This window comes from Citrobacter sp. LST-B2, from assembly GCF_057983045.1.
Map to the genome: position 1 here is coordinate 4,063,852 of NZ_CP192598.1, position 21,866 is coordinate 4,085,717.

Consider the following 21,866-nt stretch of genomic DNA (forward strand, 5'->3'; position numbering starts at 1 on the left):
GAAAAGGATGAATCACGCGACGGCTTTGCCGTTACGCACAAAAACAGGTTTAGTGACTTTTACCGGCATTTCGCGGTTGCGAATCTGCACAATGGCCGTTTCGCCAATTCCCTCAGGGACGCGCGCCAGTGCGATGCTGTAGCCCAGCGTCGGTGAGAAGGTTCCGCTCGTGATAACGCCTTCCTGCTGATTGCCCTGGGCATCGGTGAAACGTACCGGCAGTTCGTTACGCAGCACACCTTTTTCGGTCATGACCAGGCCAACCAACTGTTCGTGGCCTTTTTCACGCTGCGCTTCCAGTGCTTCACGACCGATAAAGTCGCGATCGGCGGGTTCCCAGGCAACAGTCCAGCCCATGTTGGCCGCCAGTGGAGTGATCCCCTCATCCATCTCCTGACCATACAGGTTCATACCCGCTTCCAGACGCAGCGTATCGCGCGCGCCCAGACCACACGGTTTCACCCCCGCTTCCACCAGCGCACGCCAGAAATCCGCCGCCTTTTCATTCGGCATCGCAATCTCATAGCCCACTTCACCGGTATAACCGGTCGTGGCGATAAACAGGTCGCCGGCCTGCACGCCGAAGAACGGTTTCATGCCTTCAACGGCTTTGCGCTGCTCGTCAGTAAACAGGGATGCCGCCTTCGCCTGCGCGTTAGGCCCCTGCACCGCGATCAGCGACAGGTCATCACGCACGGTAATGTCGATGGCATAAGGTTCAGCGTGTTGGGTAATCCAGGAGAGGTCTTTTTCGCGAGTGGCGGAGTTAACAACGAGGCGGAAGAAGTCTTCGGTAAAGTAATAGACAATCAGGTCATCTATCACGCCGCCCGAGGCGTTAAGCATACCGGAATAAAGCGCCTTGCCGGTTTTCGTGAGCTTTGCCACATCGTTCGCCAGCAGATAACGCAAGAACTCCCGAGTGCGACTGCCGCGTAGATCGACGATGGTCATGTGCGACACATCAAACATTCCGGCATCGGTGCGAACCGCATGGTGTTCATCGAGCTGAGAACCATAATGTAGCGGCATCATCCAGCCGTGGAAATCGACCATGCGCGCGCCGCATAGCGTGTGTTGTTCGTACAAAGGCGTCTGTTGAGCCATCTTGTCCTCATTGAATAAGCGGGGCTGACCACCCTTTCGCAGCGAAAATTGTCGCCACGAAACCCGGCATCGACGTCACTCCTGGACTCCGACGCAAACGTTCTCTTTGCCCCTGAACTTACCACCGAAATCCACGCTAAACCATAAAACAAAATTAACCATCACATTAGCTTATGACCAAAAACCGCCAAAACACCATCAGCATAAAAAACCATTGAAAAGGCCATTAATACAGATAAATGATAAGCACTCATCCATAACAGCCGCACATATCAATATTAAACGCTAAAAAAATGTCAAAACTGGCGTTGCGAGAAAATCATGACATTAGAAAATATAATGCGAAAAGAAGAGTGAAATTAGTTTATTTCAAATGAGGGAAGCCTCCCGGCGAAGACGCCGGGAGAAGGAAATGTGACGGGTTTCAAATTCTTTAAAAAGAGGGAATGCTTAGCGAAGCCACTCAGGCAGATCGTTTAATCCCATTGCCTGACGGAGAAGTTGCGGTTTAACGCCAGGGAGCGTATCAGCCAGTTTCAGCCCTATATCACGCAGCAGTTTTTTCGCCGGATTCGTCCCCGCAAACAGCTCGCGGAATCCCTGCATGCCCGCGAGCATCATCGCGGCGCTGTGCTTACGGCTACGCTCATAACGACGCAAATAAAGGTACTGACCGATATCTTTACCCTGACGATGCAGACGTTTGAGTTCATCCACCAGTTCTGCTGCATCCATAAAACCGAGGTTTACGCCCTGTCCGGCCAGCGGATGGATAGTATGCGCAGCGTCGCCCACCAGCGCCAGACGATGCGCGGCAAACTGGCGCGCATAGCGTCCTGTCAGCGGAAACACCTGGCGGTCGCTTTCCACCTGACACAGCCCCAGACGATTATCAAAGGCGATGTTCAGCGCCTGATTAAATTGCTCATCGCTAAGCTGCTGCATCCGTTCAGCCGCTTCCGGCACAAGCGACCAGACGATGGAGCACAAATGCGGATCGCTGAGCGGCAAAAACGCCAGAATGCCTTCACCGTGAAACGCCTGACGGGCAACAGCACCGTGCGCTTCTTCGGTGCGAATAGACGCGACCAGCGCATGATGGCGGTAATCCCAGAAGGTCAGCGGAATGTCTGCCTTATTGCGTAGCCACGAATTCGCCCCGTCGGCACCAATCACCAGACGCGCGGTGAGCATTGCGCCATCTTTCAGCGTCAGGAAGGCTTCGTTTTCCCCCCACGCCACCTGCTGCAATTCGGCAGGCGCCATCAGCGTGATATCGGAGGATTGCTGCGCTTTTTGCCACAGCGCGTAATGGATCACCGCGTTCTCTACGATATGGCCCAGATGGCTGTAGCCCATGCTTTGGTCATCAAATTCAATGCGGCCAAAGCTGTCCTTATCCCACACTTCCATCCCGTGATAACAACTGGCGCGACGAGCCACAATGTCTGACCAGACGCCCAGACGGGTAAGCAGTTTTTCACTGGCGGCATTGATCGCCGACACGCGAAGCGCAGGATCGGCATCCATCGCCAACGGCTGCGGTTCGCGCTGTTCGAGCACAGCGACACGTAAACCGCTGCCCTGTAACCCGCACGCGACAGCCAGGCCAACCATGCCTCCACCCACGATTGCTACATCAACACTTTGCACTGTTTACTCCTGGAAATCGGAAACCGCCATCGGGCGTCATGTTCGTATAAATACCGGATGGCGCTTCGCTTATCCGGTCTGGAGATGTTTACCGCGCCACCCAGCCTAACGTCCGCTGCGCAAACGCATTGCGGGCGGGAGGGCATAATTCCATGGTCATCAGTCCCATGTTGCGCCCAACAACCAGCGGCGCCCAGCGGTTGGCAAACAGATGGACCAGACTGTCCGTCACGCCGACCGTAGCCTGGCGATCCCCCTGACGACGCTGTTGATAGTGCGAGAGCACGGCGTAATCACCGACGTCCCTGCCCGTTGCCTGCGCTTCAGTCAGCGTTTCGGCGAGGCTCATGACATCGCGCAGTCCGAGGTTGAACCCCTGCCCTGCAATCGGATGCAGCGTCTGCGCGGCGTTACCCACCAGCACGGTACGGTGCGTGAATGCCTTCGCCGCCGTGGTGAGCGACAGCGGATACGCGCTCCGTTTGCCTGCGTGCGTGATTTTCCCCAACCGCCAGCCAAATGCCGTCTGGAGTTCGCGACAGAAACGTTCATCTGACCAGCTCAGAATCTCCTCACGGTGTTCCAGCGGATGGCACCACACCAGCGAACTGCGCCCTTCAGACATCGGCAGCATCGCCAATGGTCCATGCGCCGTAAACCGTTCAAACGCGCGGCCATTATGTGCAACGGCGGTTGAGACGTTAGCGATCACCGCCAACTGCTCATAGGGTTCCTGTTGCCAGTCAACGCCGCAGGCGGTGGCCAGCGCTGAACGGGTACCATCCGCTGCCACCAGAACGCGTCCGACGATCGTTTCGCCCGTCTCCAGCGTGACATTCACCTGGTCTTCGGTACGCGACACGCTGGCAACCCGATCCGGGCAGTGCAACGTGACGCCAGGCGCTTTTCGCAGCAGAGCAAACAGGCGTAACCCCACGTCATGCAGCTCAACCACCTGACCCAGCGCCGGAATGCGATAGTCCTCAGCGTGGAGCGTCACAAAACCGGCATGACCCCGATCGCTGACGTGGACGGTATTGATCGCGGTGGCGCAGTCGGCAATTGCCTGCCAGACGCCAATGCGTGCCAGTTGTTGGCAGGTCCCCGCCGCGAGCGCAATCGCCCGGGCATCAAACCCGGGATGACTGTCCGCTTCGGGGGCAGTCGCTTCAATCAGATGAACCGGCAGCGTCCCCTGACTCAACCGGGAAATCGCCAGCGCCAGCGTCGCGCCCACCATGCCACCGCCAACAATGATCACGCTCATGCCTTTTTCGCCGCCGCCATTAACGCTTCAATCTCATCCGCCTTTTTGACGACGCCAGCGGTCAGATTTTCGTTGCCGTTTTCGGTGATCAGAATGTCATCCTCAATACGGATCCCGATCCCCCGATATGCTTCAGGGACATCGGCATCAGGCGCAATATACAGCCCTGGTTCAACGGTAATCACCATTCCTGGCTTCAGGATGCGGGAACGATCCTGCTCATATTCGCCGACATCATGGACATCCAGCCCCAGCCAGTGGCTCAGACCGTGCATAAAGAACGGACGATGCGCGTTATCGGCGATCAGTTGATCCACTTCGCCCTGCAAAATACCCAGCTTCACCAGCCCGGTAATCATAATGCGCACGACTTCGCCGGTGACTTCCTGAATCGAGGTGCCCGGACGGTACAGACGCAGGCTGGTTTCCAGTGATTCCAGGACGATGTCGTAGATTTCACGTTGCGCCGGGGTAAATTTGCCATTCACCGGGAACGTTCGGGTGATATCCCCGGCATAGCCCTGGTATTCACAACCTGCATCAATCAGCACCAAATCGCCGTCGCGCAGTTCACTTTCATTTTCGGTGTAATGCAGAATACAGCCATTTTCACCGCTGCCCACAATGGTGTTGTAGGACGGATAGCGTGCGCCGTGGCGAGTAAATTCGTGGTGAATTTCGCCTTCCAGGTGATACTCAAACATCCCCGGACGGCATTTCTCCATCGCCCGGGTATGCGCGAGTGCCGTAATTTCTCCGGCGCGACGCATCACCGCAATCTCTTCAGGCGACTTAAACAGGCGCATTTCATGCACCATCGGCCGCCAGTCGATCAGGGTCGACGGCGCTTTCAGGTTCTGGCGTGAGCCTTTGCGCAATTTTTCCAGCGCGGTGAAGACAATCTCATCCGCATACGCATATTCGCCCTGCGCGTGATACACCACGTCAAGACCGTTAAGTAGTTGAAAAAGCTGTTGATTAATTTCGCTGAAGGCCAGCGCGCGATCCACCGCCAGTTTTTCCGGCGCGGCATCTTGCCCCAGACGTCGACCAAACCAGATTTCTGCAGTCAGATCGCGAACGCGGTTGAACAACACGCTGTGGTTATGGGTATCGTCGCTTTTAATCAGTACCAGAACGGCCTCCGGTTCGTTAAAACCGGTGAAATACCAGAAATCGCTGCTCTGGCGATACGGGTATTCACTGTCCGCGCTGCGCGTTACTTCCGGCGCGGCAAAAATCAGCGCGGCGCTGCCTGGCTGCATTTGCGCAAGCAGTGCCTGGCGACGACGTTGGTATTCCTGCGGTGTCATGACGTGGCCTCCATTATCGTTTTACTTTTTAGTGTAGGGTCGGTTTACGCACTTCCGGTGCGGTCGGCGGCTGACGAGTGAAGGTATCGTGGCACAGCAGCGCCGCGACACGCACATACTCGATGATCTCTTCGAGCGACATCTCCAGCTCTTCTTGATCTTCATCTTCGTCATAGCCGAGCTGCGCGATATTGCGCAAATCGTCGATGGCTTCGCCCGTTTCTCCGGTCACTTTATCGAGCTTCGGCTGCGTAACGCCGAGGCCAAGCAGGAAGTGATTAACCCATCCTGCCAGTGCGTCTGCACGATCGAAAACGCTCACGTCATCGCCTTCAGGCAGATAAAGCTGAAAAAGGAAACCATCATCTTCCAGCGCGTCGCTGGTCGCGGAGTGCATTTTACGCAGCGCCTGAGCCAGTTCATGACCGAAGGCCAGCCCTTCGTTCGTCAGGTCGTGAAGCAGCGGCTGCCAGGAGCTGTCGTTATTACCACCGCAAATCATCCCGCTGATCAAACCGTGCATTTCCGCAGGGGTCAGTCCGGCCCCTTGTTGGTTCAAATACTGGTTCATTTCACTGTAACCAGGCATTTCGTTCTGTATAGACATAAGCATTCGTCATCAAAGGGAGGATATTCATGGTATGCTACCACTTTGGACCCTGGTGAACCAGAATAGGGCTTGTATCTTCACACCAGGGTAGCTATAGTGTCGCCCCTTCGCGGACCCAGGGTCTGGAGACGAAGGCAGCACAGTCAATCAGCAGGAAGGTGGCATGTCTGCACAACCCGTCGATATCCAAATATTTGGCCGTTCACTGCGAGTGAATTGCCCGCCTGAACAAAGGGATGCGTTGAATCAGGCTGCGGACGATCTGAATCAGCGGTTGCAAGATCTGAAAGTTCGCACTAGAGTCACAAATACTGAGCAACTGGTATTCATTGCTGCACTGAATATTAGCTACGAACTGGCTCAGGAAAAAGCGAAGACCCGCGACTACGCGGCGAGCATGGAACAACGTATTCGGATGCTCCAACAGACCATTGAACAGGCACTGCTTGATCAGGGTCGCATAACCGAAAAAACGAACCAAAACTTTGAATAACACTTTTCGGTTTACTATGGTAGAGTGACCGTGAAGACAAAAATTTCTCTGAGATGTTTGCAAGCGGGCCAGTCCCCTGAGCCGATATTTCATACCACAAGAATGTGGCGATCCATGGTTGGTGAGCATGCTCGGTCCGTCCGAGAAGCCTTAAAACTGTGACGACGCATTCACCTTGAACCAAGGGTTCAAGGGTTACAGCCTGCGGCGGCATCTCGGAGATTCTCCTTCTACCTGGCGACAGCCATGACATTACTTTCTGAACTCCCTTTATCACGACAAACCATTCGCCAGATGATTAGGCAACGTCGTCGTGCGCTCACACTTTCGCAGCAAATCACCTTCGGTCAGCAGGCCGCAACACGCATGCTTGCATACCCTCCCGTAGTGATGGCGCACACGGTCGCCGTGTTTTTGTCATTTGATGGCGAACTCGATACTCAGCCCCTAATCGAACAACTCTGGCACGCGGGAAAACGCGTCTATCTCCCGGTCCTGCACCCATTCAGCCCCGGTAATTTGCTGTTTCTGCACTATCACCCGCACAGTGAACTGATCACTAATCGGCTGAAGATTCAGGAACCTAAACTCGACGTTCGTGATGTTCTGCCGCTTTCGCAACTGGACGTGCTGGTCACGCCACTGGTGGCGTTTGATGAGTACGGTCAGCGTTTAGGGATGGGTGGCGGATTCTACGATCGCACCTTGCAAAACTGGCAACAGCATGGTCTGACGCCCGTAGGGTATGCCCACGACTGTCAGCGTGTGGAGAAATTGCCGGCAGAAGAGTGGGATGTCCCCTTACCGGCCGTCGTAACGCCGTCAAAAGTGTGGGAATGGTAAGCGCTTCTTTGCTGATTGACACCGCCGTTTTTTTGACCTAAATTTCCTCGGTAAGGGTGAGGGAGGCGAACCTCCCTCCTGCGTTTTCGCTGTTAATATGCTGGCCAGGCGATGATTAACAGGATAAGCAGCATGATGACATAACTCATCATCGTCCCTTTCCTTTTTAGAGCCCCTGCTTCGGTAGGGGCTTTCCCGTTTCAGCGTCGTGCTGCGCCTCTATCGTAAATTCCTTTTGTTGATGTACAACGCGTAGCGAAGCCTTTAATCATCAATTGCGGCAAGGCTCGAAAACAAGATGTATACGTTACAAAAAGGATGGCGATGTCGGGAAAACGAAAGGAGAAAGGAAGAAATGACGGGCAGACTCAGCGCCTGCCCGCATCGGTAAGGATCAGTACAACAGGCGCGCGCGAATAGTGCCCGGAATGGCCTTCATCGCCAACAGCGCTTTCTCGGCGACTGCTTCATCCGCTTCAATGTCGATAACGACATAGCCCATTTGCGCCGACGTTTGCAGATACTGCGCGGCAATGTTGACGCCCTGCTCGGCAAAAATCTGGTTCAGGGAAGTCAGCACGCCAGGACGGTTTTCATGGATGTGCATCAGACGACGCCCGCCGTGGAGCGGCAGCGACACTTCCGGGAAGTTAACCGCAGAAAGCGTAGAGCCGTTATCGGAATACTTCGCCAGTTTACCTGCAACTTCCAGACCGATGTTTTCTTGCGCTTCCTGAGTGGAACCTCCGATATGCGGCGTCAGAATCACGTTATCAAAGTCGCAAAGCGGTGAAGTGAACGGATCGCTGTTGGTTGCCGGCTCGGTCGGGAACACGTCGATTGCTGCCCCTGCCAGGTGTTTGGTCGCCAGCGCATCGCACAGCGCGGGAATATCTACCACGGTGCCACGTGCGGCGTTGATCAGCAGCGAGCCAGGCTTCATCAGCGCGATCTCTTTCGCGCCCATCATGTTCTTCGTTGAGGCGTTTTCCGGCACGTGCAGGCTGACCACGTCGCTCATGTTGAGCAGTTCAGACAGATGCTGAACCTGAGTGGCATTACCCAGCGGCAGCTTGTTTTCAATGTCGTAGAAGTAAACGTGCATCCCCAGGGATTCCGCCAGAATACCCAACTGAGTCCCGATGTGGCCGTAGCCAATAATGCCGAGTCTTTTACCACGCGCTTCAAACGAACCGGCAGCCAGTTTATTCCACACGCCGCGGTGCGCTTTGGCATTTGCTTCCGGTACGCCGCGCAGCAGCAGTAGCAACTCACCAATCACCAACTCCGCCACGGAACGAGTGTTAGAGAACGGCGCGTTAAACACCGGAATACCGCGCTTTGCTGCCGCCTTCAGGTCTACCTGGTTGGTGCCGATACAGAAGCAACCGATAGCGACCAGTTTTTCCGCCGCGTTAATCACCTCTTCTGTCAGATGGGTACGGGATCGCAGGCCAATGAAGTGGGCATCACGGATGGACTCTTTCAGCTCTTCAGCATCCAGTGCCCCTTTGTGAAATTCGATGTTGGTATAACCTGCCGCCCGAAGGCTATCCAGCGCCTTTTGATGCACGCCTTCAACCAGCAGAAATTTAATCTTGTCTTTCTCCAGCGATACCTTTGCCATTTCCCGACCCTGTCTTTTTATGCAATCTGATATTGTGTGTGTGGATTTGCATCCGCCTTTCAACATATCAAAAATAATTATTGCGGCAATATGAACGTTTGCGTCGCTCTGTTGAGGAACGTTCATTCAGTGGCAAATGCCAGAGGAAAATGCTGGGGATAAGTTTTTCTTTGGAGAAATCAGCAGGGCAAGATTCAAAACGTGATACATGTCACCAAATTTGCCCTGCAAAAAAATTTTAACCGGGGAAGCGCTCCCCTGGTCAGATCATTTCACGATGGTTTTGACGCCGTCAGCGGTCCCGATTAACGCCACATCCGCGCCACGGTTAGCAAACAGGCCGACAGTCACCACGCCGGGAATAGCGTTAATGGCATTTTCCATCGCCACCGGATCGAGGATCTCCATGCCGTGCACATCAAGGATCACGTTACCGTTGTCAGTCACCACGCCCTGACGGTATTCCGGACGACCGCCCAGTTTGACTAACTGGCGGGCCACTGCGCTGCGCGCCATTGGGATAACCTCAACCGGCAGCGGGAAGTTACCCAGAATATCCACTTCCTTGGACGCGTCGGCGATACAGATAAATTTCTTCGCCACGGAGGCAATGATTTTTTCACGGGTCAGCGCAGCGCCGCCGCCTTTAATCATCTGCATGTGGCCGTTAATTTCGTCCGCGCCATCGACATAAACGCCAAGGCTGTCCACTTCGTTGAGATCAAACACAGGGATGCCGAGGCTTTTGAGTTTTTCGGTTGAGGCATCCGAGCTGGAAACCGCGCCTTCAATCTGACCTTTCATGGTGCCCAGCGCGTCAATAAAGTGCGCGGCTGTTGAACCGGTACCTACCCCTACAATGGTGCCGGGCTGTACATACTGAAGTGCCGCCCATCCTACTGCTTTTTTCAGTTCATCCTGCGTCATGATTGTCTCGCCTTTGTGGAGAAAAATTCACGCGCATTATAGACCATTGCGCGGAAAAATCTTCCCGACCCGCTCGCAGGCTGCGGATTTCGTCTTTACCCAATGCAAATTTATGTCATAGTGCAGAATAAGCAAAAATTTCAGGAGTGTGTCAGATCAATGAAACGTCCGGACTACAGAACACTACAAGCACTGGATGCCGTTATACGTGAACGCGGGTTTGAGCGCGCGGCGCAAAAGCTGTGCATCACCCAATCTGCCGTTTCGCAACGCATCAAGCAGCTTGAGAATATGTTCGGACAACCGCTGCTGGTCCGCACCGTTCCGCCGCGTCCGACCGAGCAGGGGCAAAAACTGTTGGCGCTGCTTCGTCAGGTCGAACTGCTGGAAGAGGAATGGCTGGGCGATGAGCAGACCGGCTCCACGCCGTTGCTGCTGTCGCTGGCGGTTAACGCCGACAGTCTGGCGACCTGGCTGTTACCGGCTCTGGCGCCGGTACTGGCTGACTCCCCTATTCGTCTTAACCTGCAGGTGGAAGATGAAACCCGCACCCAGGAACGTCTGCGTCGCGGCGAAGTGGTAGGCGCGGTGAGTATTCAGCATCAGGCGCTGCCCAGTTGTCTGGTGGATAAACTCGGCGCGCTCGACTATCTGTTTGTGGGTTCCAAAGCGTTTGCCGAACGCTACTTCCCGAACGGTGTCACCCGCTCCGCGCTGCTGAAAGCGCCTGCGGTGGCGTTTGACCATCTGGACGATATGCACCAGGCCTTCCTGCAACAGAACTTTGATCTGCCGCCGGGCAGCGTTCCGTGCCACATCGTCAACTCTTCGGAAGCCTTTGTGCAACTGGCGCGTCAGGGCACCACCTGCTGTATGATCCCGCACCTGCAGATTGAAAAAGAGCTGCAAAGCGGTGAACTGATCGATCTCACGCCAGGCCTGTTTCAGCGCCGGATGCTCTACTGGCATCGGTTTGCGCCTGAAAGCCGGATGATGCGCAACGTCACCGACGCGCTGCTGGCCTACGGTCACAAGGTACTGCGTCAGGACTGAGCCGGTCTCATTCCGCGGTGTAGAAGTGTCGGAGCTCATCGAACTGCATGGCAAATTCGATGTAGCTCATCAGCGCGGGAGAGTTCAGCTTACGGCTGGGATACACCAGCCAAAGATCGTTTCCCGCCACTGTCCATGGCGCCAGTACCGGTATCAGAGCGCCCTTTTCGATTTTATCTTCCAGCATAAACGCCGGCAGCAGCGTGATCCCCGCCCCTGCGATGGCGCTTTCGCGGGCATAGACCAGATTATCCGTCAGATGCACCCGCTCAGGCATGTACTGATAGTCTTCATCACCGCGATGAAATAACCACTCAGCCCAGGCTTTGTGCGCGATGCAATGGTGTTCGACCAGTTGACGGGGATGGTTCAACGGCGCATAACGTGACAGATAATCGGGCGAGGCCAGCAAATAGCGCGGGCAATGGCCAATCATACGTCCGATCAGCGAGGAATCCTGCGGCTTACCAGTGCGCAACGCGACGTCAAAACCGCTGTCCACCAAATCCAGCAGTTCATCGGAGATACTGACCTCAAGATAAACATCGGGGTAGCGTTGCTGGAACTGCGTGTTCAGGCGCGCGAGCAGTGTCGCGCCAATGCCCGCCGGCGACGTGATGCGCAATCGTCCGCAGGGGTTGTCGCGCAGGCGCTGAACCGCATAATCGGCGCGTTCGCTGGCAGCGAGTATTTCCCGGCAGTGCACCAGATAGTGTTCACCGGCGTAGGTCAGGTTCAGTTTGCGGGTGGTACGGTTAATCAGGCGAATGCCAACGTGCTGCTCAAGCTGGCTGATACGCTGACTGACGCTCGACTTCGGCAGCCCCGCCTTTTGCGCGGCGACGGTAAAACTGCCGTGTTCGGCGACCAGGGCAAACAGCGCCATATCCTGCAAGTGCTTAAACATCGCGTTCACCCCTGGCGAGGATCACCCCTGCTCACCCATCATCTCTTTGACCAGCTCGACGCAACGCAGGAAACGGCCATCGTAATCCGCCTCTTCGACATGCACGAAGTCGATATTGTTTTCGCGCAACATCTCCACCAGCAGCGTCTGAAATTCTTTACGATCCACTGAACTACCGAGGCTGCGCAGACCGTCCGCCACCCACGGCGTGTTATTTTCCAGCAGGATCACCAGGTCAAAGCGGTATTCATCGATCAACGCCTGCACAAACGGATGTTCTCGCCCTTCGTACTTTTTGCAGAAGGCCTGAGTCGTGACGAAGTCGGTGTCGACAAACGCCACTTTATTGGCGTACTTCACTGCAAAATCAATGTACTGCGCGTGGCCCAGCGCGATTTTATCGTAGTCAGAATATTGTAGCGCCATCTCATCCCCCCCGAGGTGAGAGAAGACATAATCCCGGCCATACTCCCACGCACTGGTGGTATTGAAGATATTCGCCAGCTTATTGACCAGCGTCGATTTCCCACTCGATTCTCCGCCCAGCACCGCCACGGTACGCACGAAGAACGGCTTCACTTCGGTAGGAATATATTCCCAGTAGCGGAAGGGGTTTTCACGGATTTGCGCGCCGCTGATGCTCATAAAGGTCCGTTTCGGGTCGATAAGCACCGTTTCGATACCCAGATGTTCCAGGTACTGCGGGGCATCGGCTTCCTCTGAGGTATAGATCCAGTTTGGCGCAATCCCCTTCTCCGCCATAAACGCTTTGATGCCCTTGCTCCAGACGTCCCAGCCGTGCGGATACGGCTCCATCCCCTCTTCGTTGAAGGCATGAATGCGGATATTTTTCTGATATTTGAACGTTTGTAACAGCCAGCGCAGACGATCCGGCACGGTCGGTTGCTGGGACATGGCGCTGTCTTCAAACAGCGCGCGGTCGCGCGTATCGTCATAGCCCATGATGATATGCAACTCGTCCACCTGGCTACAGGCGCGCTGAATCAGATAGATATGACCGGTGTGCAGCGGATAAAATTTGCCGAATACCACACCGATATTTTTCTGCTGCCGGGGAAACTCCAGCCCCAGAAAACGGTGCAACGCCTCCAGCTTTTGCGCGCTGGGACTTTTGATCTTGGCATTGAGAAGTTGACTGAGATAGCCCTTGGTCATTCCACTGGCATCCGCCACTTGTTGCAGGGTACAGCCCTTTTGCTTGATCGCGGTTTTCAGATAATCAAATGACGACATGGGTAACCTCCGTTTCACTCATTATAAGTCGTCAAACACGTTTAACGCATCCGCCAGCTTCTTGACACCAAAAACCTGCATCCCTTCCGGCGGTTTTTTTGGCACGTTAGCTGCCGGAACAATCGCGCGACGGAAACCATGTTTTGCGGCCTCGGAAATACGCTCCTGACCGCTGGGCACCGGGCGAATCTCTCCTGCCAGCCCCACTTCGCCAAACACTACCAGGTCCTGCGGCAGCGGCCTGTCGCGCAGGCTGGAGACCATCGCCAGCAGCAGCGCCAGATCCGCGCTGGTCTCTGTGACTTTGACGCCGCCCACCACGTTAACGAACACGTCCTGATCGGCCATTTGCAGACCGCCGTGACGGTGCAGCACCGCCAGCAGAATCGCCAGACGGTTCTGCTCCAGCCCCACCGCGACGCGACGCGGGTTGGCCATCATCGAGTGATCGACCAGCGCCTGGATCTCCACCAGCAGCGGTCGCGTCCCTTCCCAGACCACCATCACCGAACTGCCGGAGGTGACTTCATCGCCACGACTCAGGAAGATCGCCGAAGGGTTGCTCACTTCGCGTAGTCCCTGTTCGGTCATCGCGAAGACCCCTAACTCATTCACCGCGCCAAAACGGTTTTTGTGGCTGCGCAGGGTACGAAAACGGGAATCGGCATCGCCATCCAGCAATACCGAGCAGTCGATGCAGTGTTCAAGCACTTTTGGCCCGGCCAGCGAGCCGTCTTTGGTCACGTGGCCCACCATCACAATCGCCACGCCGCGCGTCTTGGCAAAGCGCGTCAGGTAGGCCGCCGTCTCACGCACCTGCGCCACGCTGCCGGGTGATGACTGGATATCCGCCATGTGCATAACCTGAATGGAGTCGATCACCATCAGCTTCGGCTGCTCTTCTTCTGCAATCAGGCAAATCTGCTCAATACTGGTTTCCGAAAGCATGTTGAGATTGTTGGTCGGCAAACCGAGGCGGTGCGCGCGCATTGCCACCTGCTGCAGGGACTCTTCCCCGGTGACGTACAGGGTTTTCATCTGCTCCGCGAGCTTGCACAGCGTCTGCAATAACAGCGTGGATTTACCCGCGCCGGGGTTACCGCCAATCAGAATCGCACTGCCGGGAACGACGCCGCCGCCCAGCACGCGGTCAAACTCTTTAAAACCGGTGGAAAAACGCGGCAGCTCTTCCAGGCTGATATCGGAAAGCTTCTGAACCTTTGCAACGCCAGCGCTCCCGGCATAACCACTCAGTCGCTCATTACGCGCCACCGTCGGCGATGCAGCCAGGCGCACCTCGGTGATGGTGTTCCAGGCATGACAGGCGCTGCATTGCCCCTGCCAGCGCGGATAATCCGCCCCGCATTCATTACATACAAAGGCGCGTTTTGGAGCTTTTGCCACGGTTTACCTCGTTATCTCTGTACCGCCTGTGTGCCGGATGGCGGCGGCGCCTTACCCGGCCTACACCTTAATACCAGCCGGTATCTCAATTATTTCTGGTTCATGCTGCCGGAGAGAATGCAGAACACCCCCATCAGGTCAGCGTGACGGATAGTAATCTCCGTCTTTTCATTCACTTTCGGCTTGGCATGGTACGCAATCCCCAGCCCCGCCGTTTTGATCATCGGCAGATCGTTGGCGCCATCGCCAATCGCCACGGTCTGCGCGATCGGGATTTCATATTCCTGCGCCAGTCGGGTCAGCGTTTTGGCCTTATACTGCGCATCGACGATATCGCCAATCACGTTGCCGGTAAATTTACCGTCCATGATCTCCAGTTCATTCGCCACTGCCGCCGTTAGCCGCAGTTTCTCACGCAGATATTCGGCAAAGAAGGTAAAGCCGCCGGAGGCGATTGCCACCTTCCAGCCCAGTGTTTCCAGCTTCAGCACCAGTTGCGTCAGGCCTGGCATCAGCGGCAGACTTTCACGTACCTGATGCAAAATATTGGCATCCGCGCCTTTCAGCGTCGCCACACGACTGCGCAGGCTGGCGGTGAAGTCGAGTTCGCCGCGCATCGCCCGTTCGGTCACTTCCGCGACCCTTTCGCCGGTACCGGCCAGTTTGGCGATCTCATCAATGCACTCGATCTGAATCGCGGTGGAGTCCATGTCCATCACCAACAGGCCAGGAGTACGCAAATGCGGGATTTTCCCCAACGGCGCAACGTCTAATTGCGCATCATGCGCCAGTTTCGTCGCGCGAGGCGTGAGCGAACCGGCAAGGCGAATGACCTGATAGTCCTCGACACACCACGCCGCGACAATCACCATCGCCGCGCCCAGTTTGCCCTGGTACTGAGTCAGACGTTGTTTATCCAGCCCGCGTCCGTACAGCAGCCAGCCGCTACGTCCAGCGTGGTAATCCAGTGGCATCACCTCGTCACCACTCAAAGAAAGGGGCAAACCTGGCCATAAAGAGACATCTTCAGGCAAATCGCACCAGGTAATGTTAGGCATTAAAGCTCCTGTAAAATCGTTCGGGCCGGGAAGGTTCACGGGGAAAATAACGCATGAGGCTACCCTGTAACCATCGCTTCTGGCAACATTAAGCCTCAAATTTTCAGCAGGTGGAATATGGCTCGCGCAAAACTGAAATTCCGACTTCATCGTGCAGTGATTGTATTGTTCTGTCTCGCACTGCTTGTTGCGCTCATGCAGGGCGCCTCCTGGTTCAGTCAAAATCACCAGAGACAGCGTAATCCGCAGCTTGAAGAGTTGGCGCGCACGCTGGCGCACCAGGTCACGCTGAACATCGCGCCGCTGATGCGTACCGAAACGCCTGACGAAAAACGCATCAAGACGATTCTGCAGCAGTTAACGAAGGAAAGCCGCATACTTGATGCCGGCGTTTATGATGAACAAGGCGATATGATTGCCCGCGCAGGCGAAAGCGTAAATGTGCGCGACCGTCTGGCGCTGGACGGTAAAAAAGCCGGCGGCTACTTCAACCAGCAGATTGTTGAACCCATCCAGGGGAAAAATGGCCCACTGGGCTATCTGCGCCTGACGCTGGATACGCATACCTTAGCCACTGAAGCCCGGCAGGTGGACAACACTACTAACATTTTACGCCTGATGCTGCTGCTTTCACTGGCCATCGGCGTGGTGCTGACCCGCACTCTGCTGCAGGGTAAACGAACCCGCTGGCAGCAATCGCCCTTCCTGCTCACCGCCAACAAGTCGGTGCCGGAAGAGGAAGAGAGCGAGAAAAAAGAGTCATTCGTTACAGGAAAGGAAAACTGACATGTCGACACTTCGCCTGCTTATTTCTGACTCTTATGACCCCTGGTTTAACCTGGCGGTCGAAGAGTGTATTTTTCGTCAGATGCCCGCCACTCAGCGCGTGCTGTTTTTGTGGCGCAATGCCGATACGGTCGTCATTGGGCGTGCGCAAAACCCGTGGAAAGAGTGCAATACGCGGCGGATGGAAGAGGACAACGTGCGCCTGGCGCGCCGCAGCAGCGGCGGTGGCGCGGTCTTCCACGATCTCGGCAATACCTGTTTCACCTTTATGGCCGGGAAGCCGGAATACGATAAGACCATCTCGACGTCCATTGTCCTGAATGCGCTTAACGCACTGGGCGTGACGGCTGAAGCTTCAGGACGTAACGATCTGGTGGTGAAAACGGCGGATGGCGACCGTAAGGTTTCTGGCTCAGCCTACCGCGAAACCAAAGATCGCGGTTTTCATCACGGCACACTATTGTTGAACGCCGATCTCAGCCGACTGGCAAACTACCTGAATCCAGACAAAAAGAAACTGGCGGCCAAAGGCATTACCTCTGTACGCTCGCGCGTGGCGAATCTCACCGAACTGTTGCCGGGCATCACCCATGACCAGGTGTGTGCGGCGGTAACCGAGGCCTTTTTTGCCCACTACGGCGAACGCGTTGAAGCGGAGGTGATCTCCCCGGACAACACGCCCGATCTGCCGAACTTTGCCGAAACCTTCGCCCGCCAGAGCAGTTGGGAGTGGAACTTCGGGCAGGCACCGGCCTTCTCGCATCTGCTGGATGAACGTTTTACCTGGGGAGGAGTCGAACTGCACTTTGACGTTGAGAAAGGGCATATCACCCGTGCGCAGGTGTTTACGGACAGTCTCAATCCGGCACCGCTAGAAGCGCTGGCCGCACGTCTTGAGGGCTGCCTGTATCGTGCCAGTGTCGTACAGCAGGAGTGCGAATCTTTGACGAGGGATTTTCCGGAGCAGGAAAAAGAGTTGCGGGAATTGTCAGCGTGGATTGCACAGGCGGTGCGCTAATAAAAAGCCCGCTGGCACTGCTCAGCGGGCCTGGAAAACCGTAGGCCGGGTGAGGCGAAGCCTCCCCCCGGCACACCAGGTCTTACGCTTTATCGCCCAGCAGAACGGATTCCAGCGCGATTTTAATCATGTCGTTGAACGTGGTTTGACGTTCAGCCGCCGTCGTCTGCTCGTGCGTACGGATGTGGTCAGACACGGTGCAGATAGTCAGTGCTTTCGCGCCAAATTCTGCCGCCACGCCGTAGATACCCGCCGCTTCCATTTCCACGCCCAGGATGCCGTATTTTTCCATCACGTCGAACATTTCGCCGTCCGGAGAGTAGAACAGATCCGCAGAGAACAGGTTGCCAACGCGTGCGTCCACACCCAGTGCTTTTGCCGCGTCAACCGCGTCACGTACCATGCCGAAATCAGCAATCGCGGCAAAATCATGGTCTTTGAAACGAATGCGGTTCACTTTGGAATCGGTGCAGGCACCCATACCAATTACCACGTCACGCAGTTTTACGTCCGGACGCACAGCACCACAGGACCCTACGCGAATGATTTTCTTCACGCCGAAATCGGTGATCAGCTCTTTGGTGTAGATGGAGCAGGACGGGATACCCATACCGTGACCCATGACGGAGATCTTACGGCCTTTGTAAGTCCCGGTGAAACCTAACATGCCGCGAACGTTGTTTACTTCGCGTACATCTTCAAGGAAAGTTTCCGCAATGTGTTTTGCGCGCAGCGGGTCGCCCGGCATCAAAACGACGTCAGCGAAATCACCCATTTCTGCATTAATGTGAGGAGTTGCCATCTTTTATCCTTATTTCGTTGTTATTGCCTGATGGCGGCTATGCCTTATCAGGCCTACAAAATGTATTCAAATACCCTAAGGATTTCGCGTTGTAGGAAGGCGACGAATTCGTGAATCCCCGGGAGCATAGATTAACTATGTGACCGGGGTGAGCGAATGAAGTCAACGCATCTACAGCGCGAAAGACAACGGGTATTACAGCATGTTTTTACCGTATTCCATTGGCGACGTGCCAAAGTACGAAGCGAGAGTCTGACCAATATCCGCAAAAGTTTCGCGGTGGCCTAACGAGCCCGGTTTTACTTTCGGGCCGTACACCAGCACCGGAATGTGTTCACGGGTGTGATCGGTACCGGTCCAGCTCGGATCGCAGCCATGGTCAGCGGTCAGGATCAGAATGTCATCTTCACCCACCAGCTCCATCAGCTCCGGCAGACGGCGATCGAACAGCTCAAGACCCGCTGCATAGCCCGCTACGTCACGACGGTGGCCCCAGGAGGAGTCGAAATCCACGAAATTGGTGAAGACAATTGTCTGATCGCCGGCTTCTTTCATCTCTTTAATGGTGGCGTCAAACAGCGCGTCCAGGCCGGTGGCTTTCACTTTTTTAGTGATGCCGCAGTTGGCGTAGATGTCCGCGATTTTACCGACGGAAACCACGTGGCCGTCTTTCTCATCAACCAGTTTCTGCAACACGGTAGGCGCTGGCGGTTCAACGGCCAGATCGTGACGGTTGCCGGTACGCTGGAAGTTACCCGCTTTGTCGCCAATGAACGGACGCGCGATGACGCGACCGATGTTGTAACCGCCTTCGGTCAGCTCTTCACGGGCGATTTCGCACAGCTCGTAGAGTTTATCCAGACCAAACGTTTCTTCGTGGCAGGCAATCTGGAACACGGAATCCGCGGAGGTATAGAAAATCGGTTTACCGGTTTTCATATGCTCTTCGCCCAACTGGTCCAGAATCACCGTACCGGAAGAGTGGCAGTTACCGAGATAGCCCGGCAGGTTCGCACGTTTGACCAGTTTATCCAGCAGTTCCTGCGGGAAACTGTTTTCGTGGTCGCTGAAATAACCCCAGTCAAACAGAACCGGCACACCGGCGATTTCCCAGTGGCCAGACGGCGTATCTTTACCGGAAGAGAGTTCATGCGCCCAGGCGTATGCACCAATCACTTGTGCGTTAGCGTCCATACCGGCTGCGATTTTACCGGTAGACCCTTCATGCGCTTTCACCAGACCCAGGCGGGTCAGGTTTGGCAGATTCAGTGGGCCTTTACGCCCTTTGTCAGCCTCGCCTTTGGCACAGGCTTCAGCGATATGTCCCATGGTGTCGGAACCGACGTCGCCAAAGCGATCCGCGTCTTCCGTCGCACCAATACCAAAGGAGTCCAGCACCATAATAAATGCACGTTTCATCTTGTTCTCCATTCATCTGCGCTGCAAAAAAGCGATCAGATCAGTATATAGCTATTCGGTGATACGACGATAGACCGTTGGTGTGCTTTCAGGCGCTTTATCGTCAAGGATAATTGCCGCTTTGACGGCTTTCGCCGCGTCCTGCCAGCTGGCTTCATCTTTCGCGTGGATCACCGCCAGCGGACGCTGCCCGTCTACGCTGTCGCCAAGACGCGCCATATCGGTAAAGCCGACGCTGTAATCAATGGTATCCGACGCCTGGCGACGACCGCCGCCCATCGACACCACCGCCATACCCAGCGCACGCGTATCCATCGCGCTGACGAACCCTTCGCTATCAGCGTAAACCGCTTTACTGAGCATTGCCGTCGGCAGGTATTTCGCGTAGTTCTCCACGAAGTCGGTCGGGCCTTTCTGGGCGGCAACCATCCGGCCAAAGATCTCAGCGGCTTTACCGTTATCCAGCACCGCCTGCAATTTCGCCCGCGCGTCAGCGTCGTCTTTCGCCAGATTGCCGGAGATCAGCATTTCAACACACAGCGCCATCGTCACATCGAACAGGCGTGGGTTGCGGTATTCGCCGGTCAGGAACTGCACCGCTTCGCGTACTTCCACCGCGTTACCCGCGCTGGACGCCAGTACCTGGTTCATGTCGGTCAGCAGCGCGGTGGTGCGCACGCCAGCACCGTTCGCCACGCCCACAATCGCTTCCGCCAGCGCTTCAGAGAGCTCATAGGTTGGCATAAACGCGCCGCTGCCGACTTTCACATCCATAACCAGCGCATCCAGCCCTTCAGCCAGTTTTTTCGCCAGAATGGAGCCGGTGATAAGCGGGATGGAATCCACCGTTGCGGTAATATCGCGGGTGGCATAAAAACGTTTGTCCGCCGGTGCGAGCGAGCTGGTTTGCCCGATGATCGCCACACCCACGTCCTTAATGATTTCGCGGAAACGGTTGTCGTCCGGGAAGATGTCGAATCCCGGAATAGCTTCCAGTTTATCGAGCGTACCGCCGGTATGACCCAGTCCGCGACCTGAAATCATCGGAATGTAGCCGCCACAGGCTGCGACCATTGGGCCGAGCATCAGCGACGTCACGTCGCCCACACCGCCGGTGGAGTGTTTATCCACGATCGGGCCGTTCAGATTCAGGCTCTTCCAGTCCAGGACGGTTCCTGAATCCCGCATTGCCATGGTCAGCGAAACGCGTTCTGGCATCGTCATATCGTGGAAGAAAATGGTCATCGCCAGGGCGGCGATCTGCCCTTCTGAGATGGTATTGTCACGAATACCATTGATAAAGAAACGAATTTCTTCATCGCTCAACGCATGACCATCACGTTTTTTACGAATAATTTCTTGTGCGAGAAACACGATAACCTCCCGATTAGGGCCGGGTAAGCCATGTGCTCCCCGGCGAGTCGTATTGATGCCGGATAGCGGCTAACGCCTTATCCGGCCTACGATGGGCAATTCAAATTTAGTAGCTGCTTGCGCTCTTACCATCGCCGTGACCCAGCGCTTTCAGCAGGCTTGCCAGCAGGCTGGATGCCCCAAAGCGATAGTGACGAGAATCCGCCCAGTCCGCGCCGAACAGTTCATCAGCGATAGCCAGGAACTGCTGAGCATCTTCTGCGGTACGCACGCCGCCCGCAGGTTTGAAGCCCACAGTTTTGGATACACCCATATCGCGGATCACTTCCATCATGATGCGAGCACTTTCCGGCGTGGCGTTTACGGGTACCTTACCGGTAGAGGTTTTAATGAAATCCGCACCTGCTTTGATAGAGATTTCAGAGGCCTTACGAATAAGCTGCTCTTCTTTCAGCTCACCGGTTTCGATGATCACTTTCAGCAGCACGTTTGCCGCCGCGCACGCGTCTTTACAGGCTTTCACCAGATCGAAGCCGACCTGCTCGTTACCAGCCATCAGCGCACGGTACGGGAAGACCACGTCCACTTCATCCGCCCCGTAAGCAATCGCCGCGCGGGTTTCCGCCAGCGCGATCTCAATATCGTCGTTGCCATGCGGGAAGTTAGTCACCGTCGCAATACGGATATCCGGGGTGCCCTGCTCTTTCAGCGTTTTACGCGCAATCGGGATAAAACGCGGATAGATGCAGACTGCTGCCGTGTTGCCAACCGGAGTTTTCGCCTGATGACACAGGGCGATCACTTTTTCATTGGTGTCGTCGTCATTCAGGGTGGTCAGGTCCATCAGTTTCAGTGCGCGCAGGCTGCTTGCAGTTAAATCGCTCATAACATTCTCCAACGGCGTCGCCGTATAAAATTCTCACCTTGCGAGTCTGTTAGTATTCTAACATC

The 21,866-nt window shown here is 55.5% G+C and carries 21 protein-coding genes and 1 other RNA gene; 7 read left to right on the forward strand and 15 right to left on the reverse strand.

Features of this window, described 5'->3' with window-relative positions; all coding sequences use genetic code 11:
• Positions 1-12: 12 nt before the first annotated feature.
• Positions 13-1,107 (reverse strand): glycine cleavage system aminomethyltransferase GcvT, encoded by a 1,095-nt coding sequence (gene gcvT / locus ACQ0PY_RS19495; RefSeq protein ID WP_044264424.1) that lies wholly within the window; start codon positions 1,105-1,107, stop codon positions 13-15.
• A gap of 293 nt (positions 1,108-1,400) precedes the next feature.
• On the opposite strand from gcvT, the gene ACQ0PY_RS19500 reads away from it, so the two are divergent.
• On the forward strand, positions 1,401-1,484 hold the full coding sequence (locus tag ACQ0PY_RS19500; RefSeq protein WP_418224869.1) for a hypothetical protein: 84 nt from the start codon (positions 1,401-1,403) through the stop codon (positions 1,482-1,484).
• A 73-nt stretch (positions 1,485-1,557) separates the two neighbouring features.
• Here the strand turns inward: ACQ0PY_RS19500 and ubiI are convergent, their stop codons facing one another.
• The 4 genes from ubiI to ygfB form a co-directional block, all read right to left on the reverse strand.
• Positions 1,558-2,760: an FAD-dependent 2-octaprenylphenol hydroxylase gene (gene ubiI, locus ACQ0PY_RS19505; protein ID WP_109739482.1), complete on the reverse strand. Its 1,203-nt coding sequence runs from the start codon at positions 2,758-2,760 to the stop codon at positions 1,558-1,560.
• 88 nt (positions 2,761-2,848) lie between these two features.
• On the reverse strand, positions 2,849-4,027 hold the full coding sequence (gene ubiH / locus ACQ0PY_RS19510) for a 2-octaprenyl-6-methoxyphenyl hydroxylase (protein WP_044264429.1): 1,179 nt from the start codon (positions 4,025-4,027) through the stop codon (positions 2,849-2,851).
• On the reverse strand, positions 4,024-5,340 hold the full coding sequence (gene pepP, locus ACQ0PY_RS19515) for a Xaa-Pro aminopeptidase (protein ID WP_042999353.1): 1,317 nt from the start codon (positions 5,338-5,340) through the stop codon (positions 4,024-4,026). The genes ubiH and pepP overlap by 4 nt, the downstream gene beginning before the upstream one ends.
• Positions 5,341-5,368: 28 nt before the next feature.
• Complete coding sequence (ygfB, locus tag ACQ0PY_RS19520; RefSeq protein ID WP_086512802.1) at positions 5,369-5,947, reverse strand: UPF0149 family protein YgfB; 579 nt, start codon at positions 5,945-5,947, stop codon at positions 5,369-5,371.
• 166 nt (positions 5,948-6,113) lie between these two features.
• Here ygfB and zapA point away from each other — a divergent pair, with 166 nt between their 5' ends.
• From zapA to ACQ0PY_RS19535, 3 genes are all read left to right on the forward strand, one after another.
• Entirely contained in the window at positions 6,114-6,443 is a 330-nt protein-coding gene (gene zapA / locus ACQ0PY_RS19525; RefSeq protein WP_042999351.1) for a cell division protein ZapA, read from the forward strand.
• A gap of 42 nt (positions 6,444-6,485) precedes the next feature.
• A non-coding RNA gene (gene ssrS, locus ACQ0PY_RS19530) (6S RNA) lies at positions 6,486-6,669 on the forward strand.
• A gap of 20 nt (positions 6,670-6,689) precedes the next feature.
• Complete coding sequence (locus tag ACQ0PY_RS19535) at positions 6,690-7,286, forward strand: 5-formyltetrahydrofolate cyclo-ligase (protein ID WP_044253985.1); 597 nt, start codon at positions 6,690-6,692, stop codon at positions 7,284-7,286.
• A gap of 394 nt (positions 7,287-7,680) precedes the next feature.
• Here the strand turns inward: ACQ0PY_RS19535 and serA are convergent, their stop codons facing one another.
• Positions 7,681-8,913 carry a phosphoglycerate dehydrogenase gene (serA, locus tag ACQ0PY_RS19540; RefSeq protein ID WP_042999349.1) on the reverse strand — a complete coding sequence of 411 codons (1,233 nt, stop codon included), beginning with the start codon at positions 8,911-8,913 and terminating at the stop codon, positions 7,681-7,683.
• A 267-nt stretch (positions 8,914-9,180) separates the two neighbouring features.
• Positions 9,181-9,840 carry a ribose-5-phosphate isomerase RpiA gene (rpiA, locus tag ACQ0PY_RS19545; protein WP_042322083.1) on the reverse strand — a complete coding sequence of 220 codons (660 nt, stop codon included), beginning with the start codon at positions 9,838-9,840 and terminating at the stop codon, positions 9,181-9,183.
• A gap of 159 nt (positions 9,841-9,999) precedes the next feature.
• On the opposite strand from rpiA, the gene argP reads away from it, so the two are divergent.
• On the forward strand, positions 10,000-10,893 hold the full coding sequence (gene argP / locus ACQ0PY_RS19550; protein ID WP_042322080.1) for a DNA-binding transcriptional regulator ArgP: 894 nt from the start codon (positions 10,000-10,002) through the stop codon (positions 10,891-10,893).
• 7 nt (positions 10,894-10,900) lie between these two features.
• Here the strand turns inward: argP and ACQ0PY_RS19555 are convergent, their stop codons facing one another.
• From ACQ0PY_RS19555 to serB, 4 genes are all read right to left on the reverse strand, one after another.
• Complete coding sequence (locus ACQ0PY_RS19555; protein ID WP_150547127.1) at positions 10,901-11,800, reverse strand: LysR family transcriptional regulator; 900 nt, start codon at positions 11,798-11,800, stop codon at positions 10,901-10,903.
• A gap of 21 nt (positions 11,801-11,821) precedes the next feature.
• Entirely contained in the window at positions 11,822-13,054 is a 1,233-nt protein-coding gene (gene nadR / locus ACQ0PY_RS19560; protein ID WP_042999347.1) for a multifunctional transcriptional regulator/nicotinamide-nucleotide adenylyltransferase/ribosylnicotinamide kinase NadR, read from the reverse strand.
• A gap of 21 nt (positions 13,055-13,075) precedes the next feature.
• Positions 13,076-14,458 (reverse strand): DNA repair protein RadA, encoded by a 1,383-nt coding sequence (gene radA / locus ACQ0PY_RS19565; RefSeq protein WP_044253979.1) that lies wholly within the window; start codon positions 14,456-14,458, stop codon positions 13,076-13,078.
• A gap of 89 nt (positions 14,459-14,547) precedes the next feature.
• Positions 14,548-15,516, reverse strand: a complete 969-nt coding sequence (gene serB, locus ACQ0PY_RS19570; RefSeq protein WP_109739483.1) for a phosphoserine phosphatase — start codon at positions 15,514-15,516, stop codon at positions 14,548-14,550.
• 117 nt (positions 15,517-15,633) lie between these two features.
• On the opposite strand from serB, the gene ACQ0PY_RS19575 reads away from it, so the two are divergent.
• Both ACQ0PY_RS19575 and lplA read left to right on the forward strand, forming a co-directional pair.
• Positions 15,634-16,302: a YtjB family periplasmic protein gene (locus tag ACQ0PY_RS19575; RefSeq protein WP_042999344.1), complete on the forward strand. Its 669-nt coding sequence runs from the start codon at positions 15,634-15,636 to the stop codon at positions 16,300-16,302.
• Between the two features lies 1 nt (position 16,303).
• Entirely contained in the window at positions 16,304-17,320 is a 1,017-nt protein-coding gene (gene lplA / locus ACQ0PY_RS19580; protein WP_109739484.1) for a lipoate--protein ligase, read from the forward strand.
• A gap of 82 nt (positions 17,321-17,402) precedes the next feature.
• On the opposite strand, the gene deoD is transcribed toward lplA, so the two are convergent.
• The 4 genes from deoD to deoC form a co-directional block, all read right to left on the reverse strand.
• On the reverse strand, positions 17,403-18,122 hold the full coding sequence (deoD, locus tag ACQ0PY_RS19585) for a purine-nucleoside phosphorylase (protein WP_042999343.1): 720 nt from the start codon (positions 18,120-18,122) through the stop codon (positions 17,403-17,405).
• 195 nt (positions 18,123-18,317) lie between these two features.
• Complete coding sequence (gene deoB / locus ACQ0PY_RS19590) at positions 18,318-19,541, reverse strand: phosphopentomutase (RefSeq protein WP_109739486.1); 1,224 nt, start codon at positions 19,539-19,541, stop codon at positions 18,318-18,320.
• 51 nt (positions 19,542-19,592) lie between these two features.
• Positions 19,593-20,915, reverse strand: a complete 1,323-nt coding sequence (deoA, locus tag ACQ0PY_RS19595) for a thymidine phosphorylase (RefSeq protein WP_042999341.1) — start codon at positions 20,913-20,915, stop codon at positions 19,593-19,595.
• Between the two features lie 106 nt (positions 20,916-21,021).
• Positions 21,022-21,801 carry a deoxyribose-phosphate aldolase gene (gene deoC / locus ACQ0PY_RS19600; RefSeq protein WP_044253966.1) on the reverse strand — a complete coding sequence of 260 codons (780 nt, stop codon included), beginning with the start codon at positions 21,799-21,801 and terminating at the stop codon, positions 21,022-21,024.
• Positions 21,802-21,866 lie beyond the last annotated feature (65 nt).

Coding starts and splice junctions, on each gene's coding strand:
- gcvT (WP_044264424.1), bottom strand. CDS start 1,107: ATGGCTCAACAGACGCCTTTGTACGAACAACACACGCTATGCGGCGCG.
- ACQ0PY_RS19500 (WP_418224869.1), top strand. CDS start 1,401: ATGTCAAAACTGGCGTTGCGAGAAAATCATGACATTAGAAAATATAAT.
- ubiH (WP_044264429.1), bottom strand. CDS start 4,027: ATGAGCGTGATCATTGTTGGCGGTGGCATGGTGGGCGCGACGCTGGCG.
- pepP (WP_042999353.1), bottom strand. CDS start 5,340: ATGACACCGCAGGAATACCAACGTCGTCGCCAGGCACTGCTTGCGCAA.
- ygfB (WP_086512802.1), bottom strand. CDS start 5,947: ATGTCTATACAGAACGAAATGCCTGGTTACAGTGAAATGAACCAGTAT.
- zapA (WP_042999351.1), top strand. CDS start 6,114: ATGTCTGCACAACCCGTCGATATCCAAATATTTGGCCGTTCACTGCGA.
- ACQ0PY_RS19535 (WP_044253985.1), top strand. CDS start 6,690: ATGACATTACTTTCTGAACTCCCTTTATCACGACAAACCATTCGCCAG.
- serA (WP_042999349.1), bottom strand. CDS start 8,913: ATGGCAAAGGTATCGCTGGAGAAAGACAAGATTAAATTTCTGCTGGTT.
- rpiA (WP_042322083.1), bottom strand. CDS start 9,840: ATGACGCAGGATGAACTGAAAAAAGCAGTAGGATGGGCGGCACTTCAG.
- argP (WP_042322080.1), top strand. CDS start 10,000: ATGAAACGTCCGGACTACAGAACACTACAAGCACTGGATGCCGTTATA.
- ACQ0PY_RS19555 (WP_150547127.1), bottom strand. CDS start 11,800: ATGTTTAAGCACTTGCAGGATATGGCGCTGTTTGCCCTGGTCGCCGAA.
- nadR (WP_042999347.1), bottom strand. CDS start 13,054: ATGTCGTCATTTGATTATCTGAAAACCGCGATCAAGCAAAAGGGCTGT.
- serB (WP_109739483.1), bottom strand. CDS start 15,516: ATGCCTAACATTACCTGGTGCGATTTGCCTGAAGATGTCTCTTTATGG.
- ACQ0PY_RS19575 (WP_042999344.1), top strand. CDS start 15,634: ATGGCTCGCGCAAAACTGAAATTCCGACTTCATCGTGCAGTGATTGTA.
- lplA (WP_109739484.1), top strand. CDS start 16,304: ATGTCGACACTTCGCCTGCTTATTTCTGACTCTTATGACCCCTGGTTT.
- deoD (WP_042999343.1), bottom strand. CDS start 18,122: ATGGCAACTCCTCACATTAATGCAGAAATGGGTGATTTCGCTGACGTC.
- deoB (WP_109739486.1), bottom strand. CDS start 19,541: ATGAAACGTGCATTTATTATGGTGCTGGACTCCTTTGGTATTGGTGCG.
- deoC (WP_044253966.1), bottom strand. CDS start 21,801: ATGAGCGATTTAACTGCAAGCAGCCTGCGCGCACTGAAACTGATGGAC.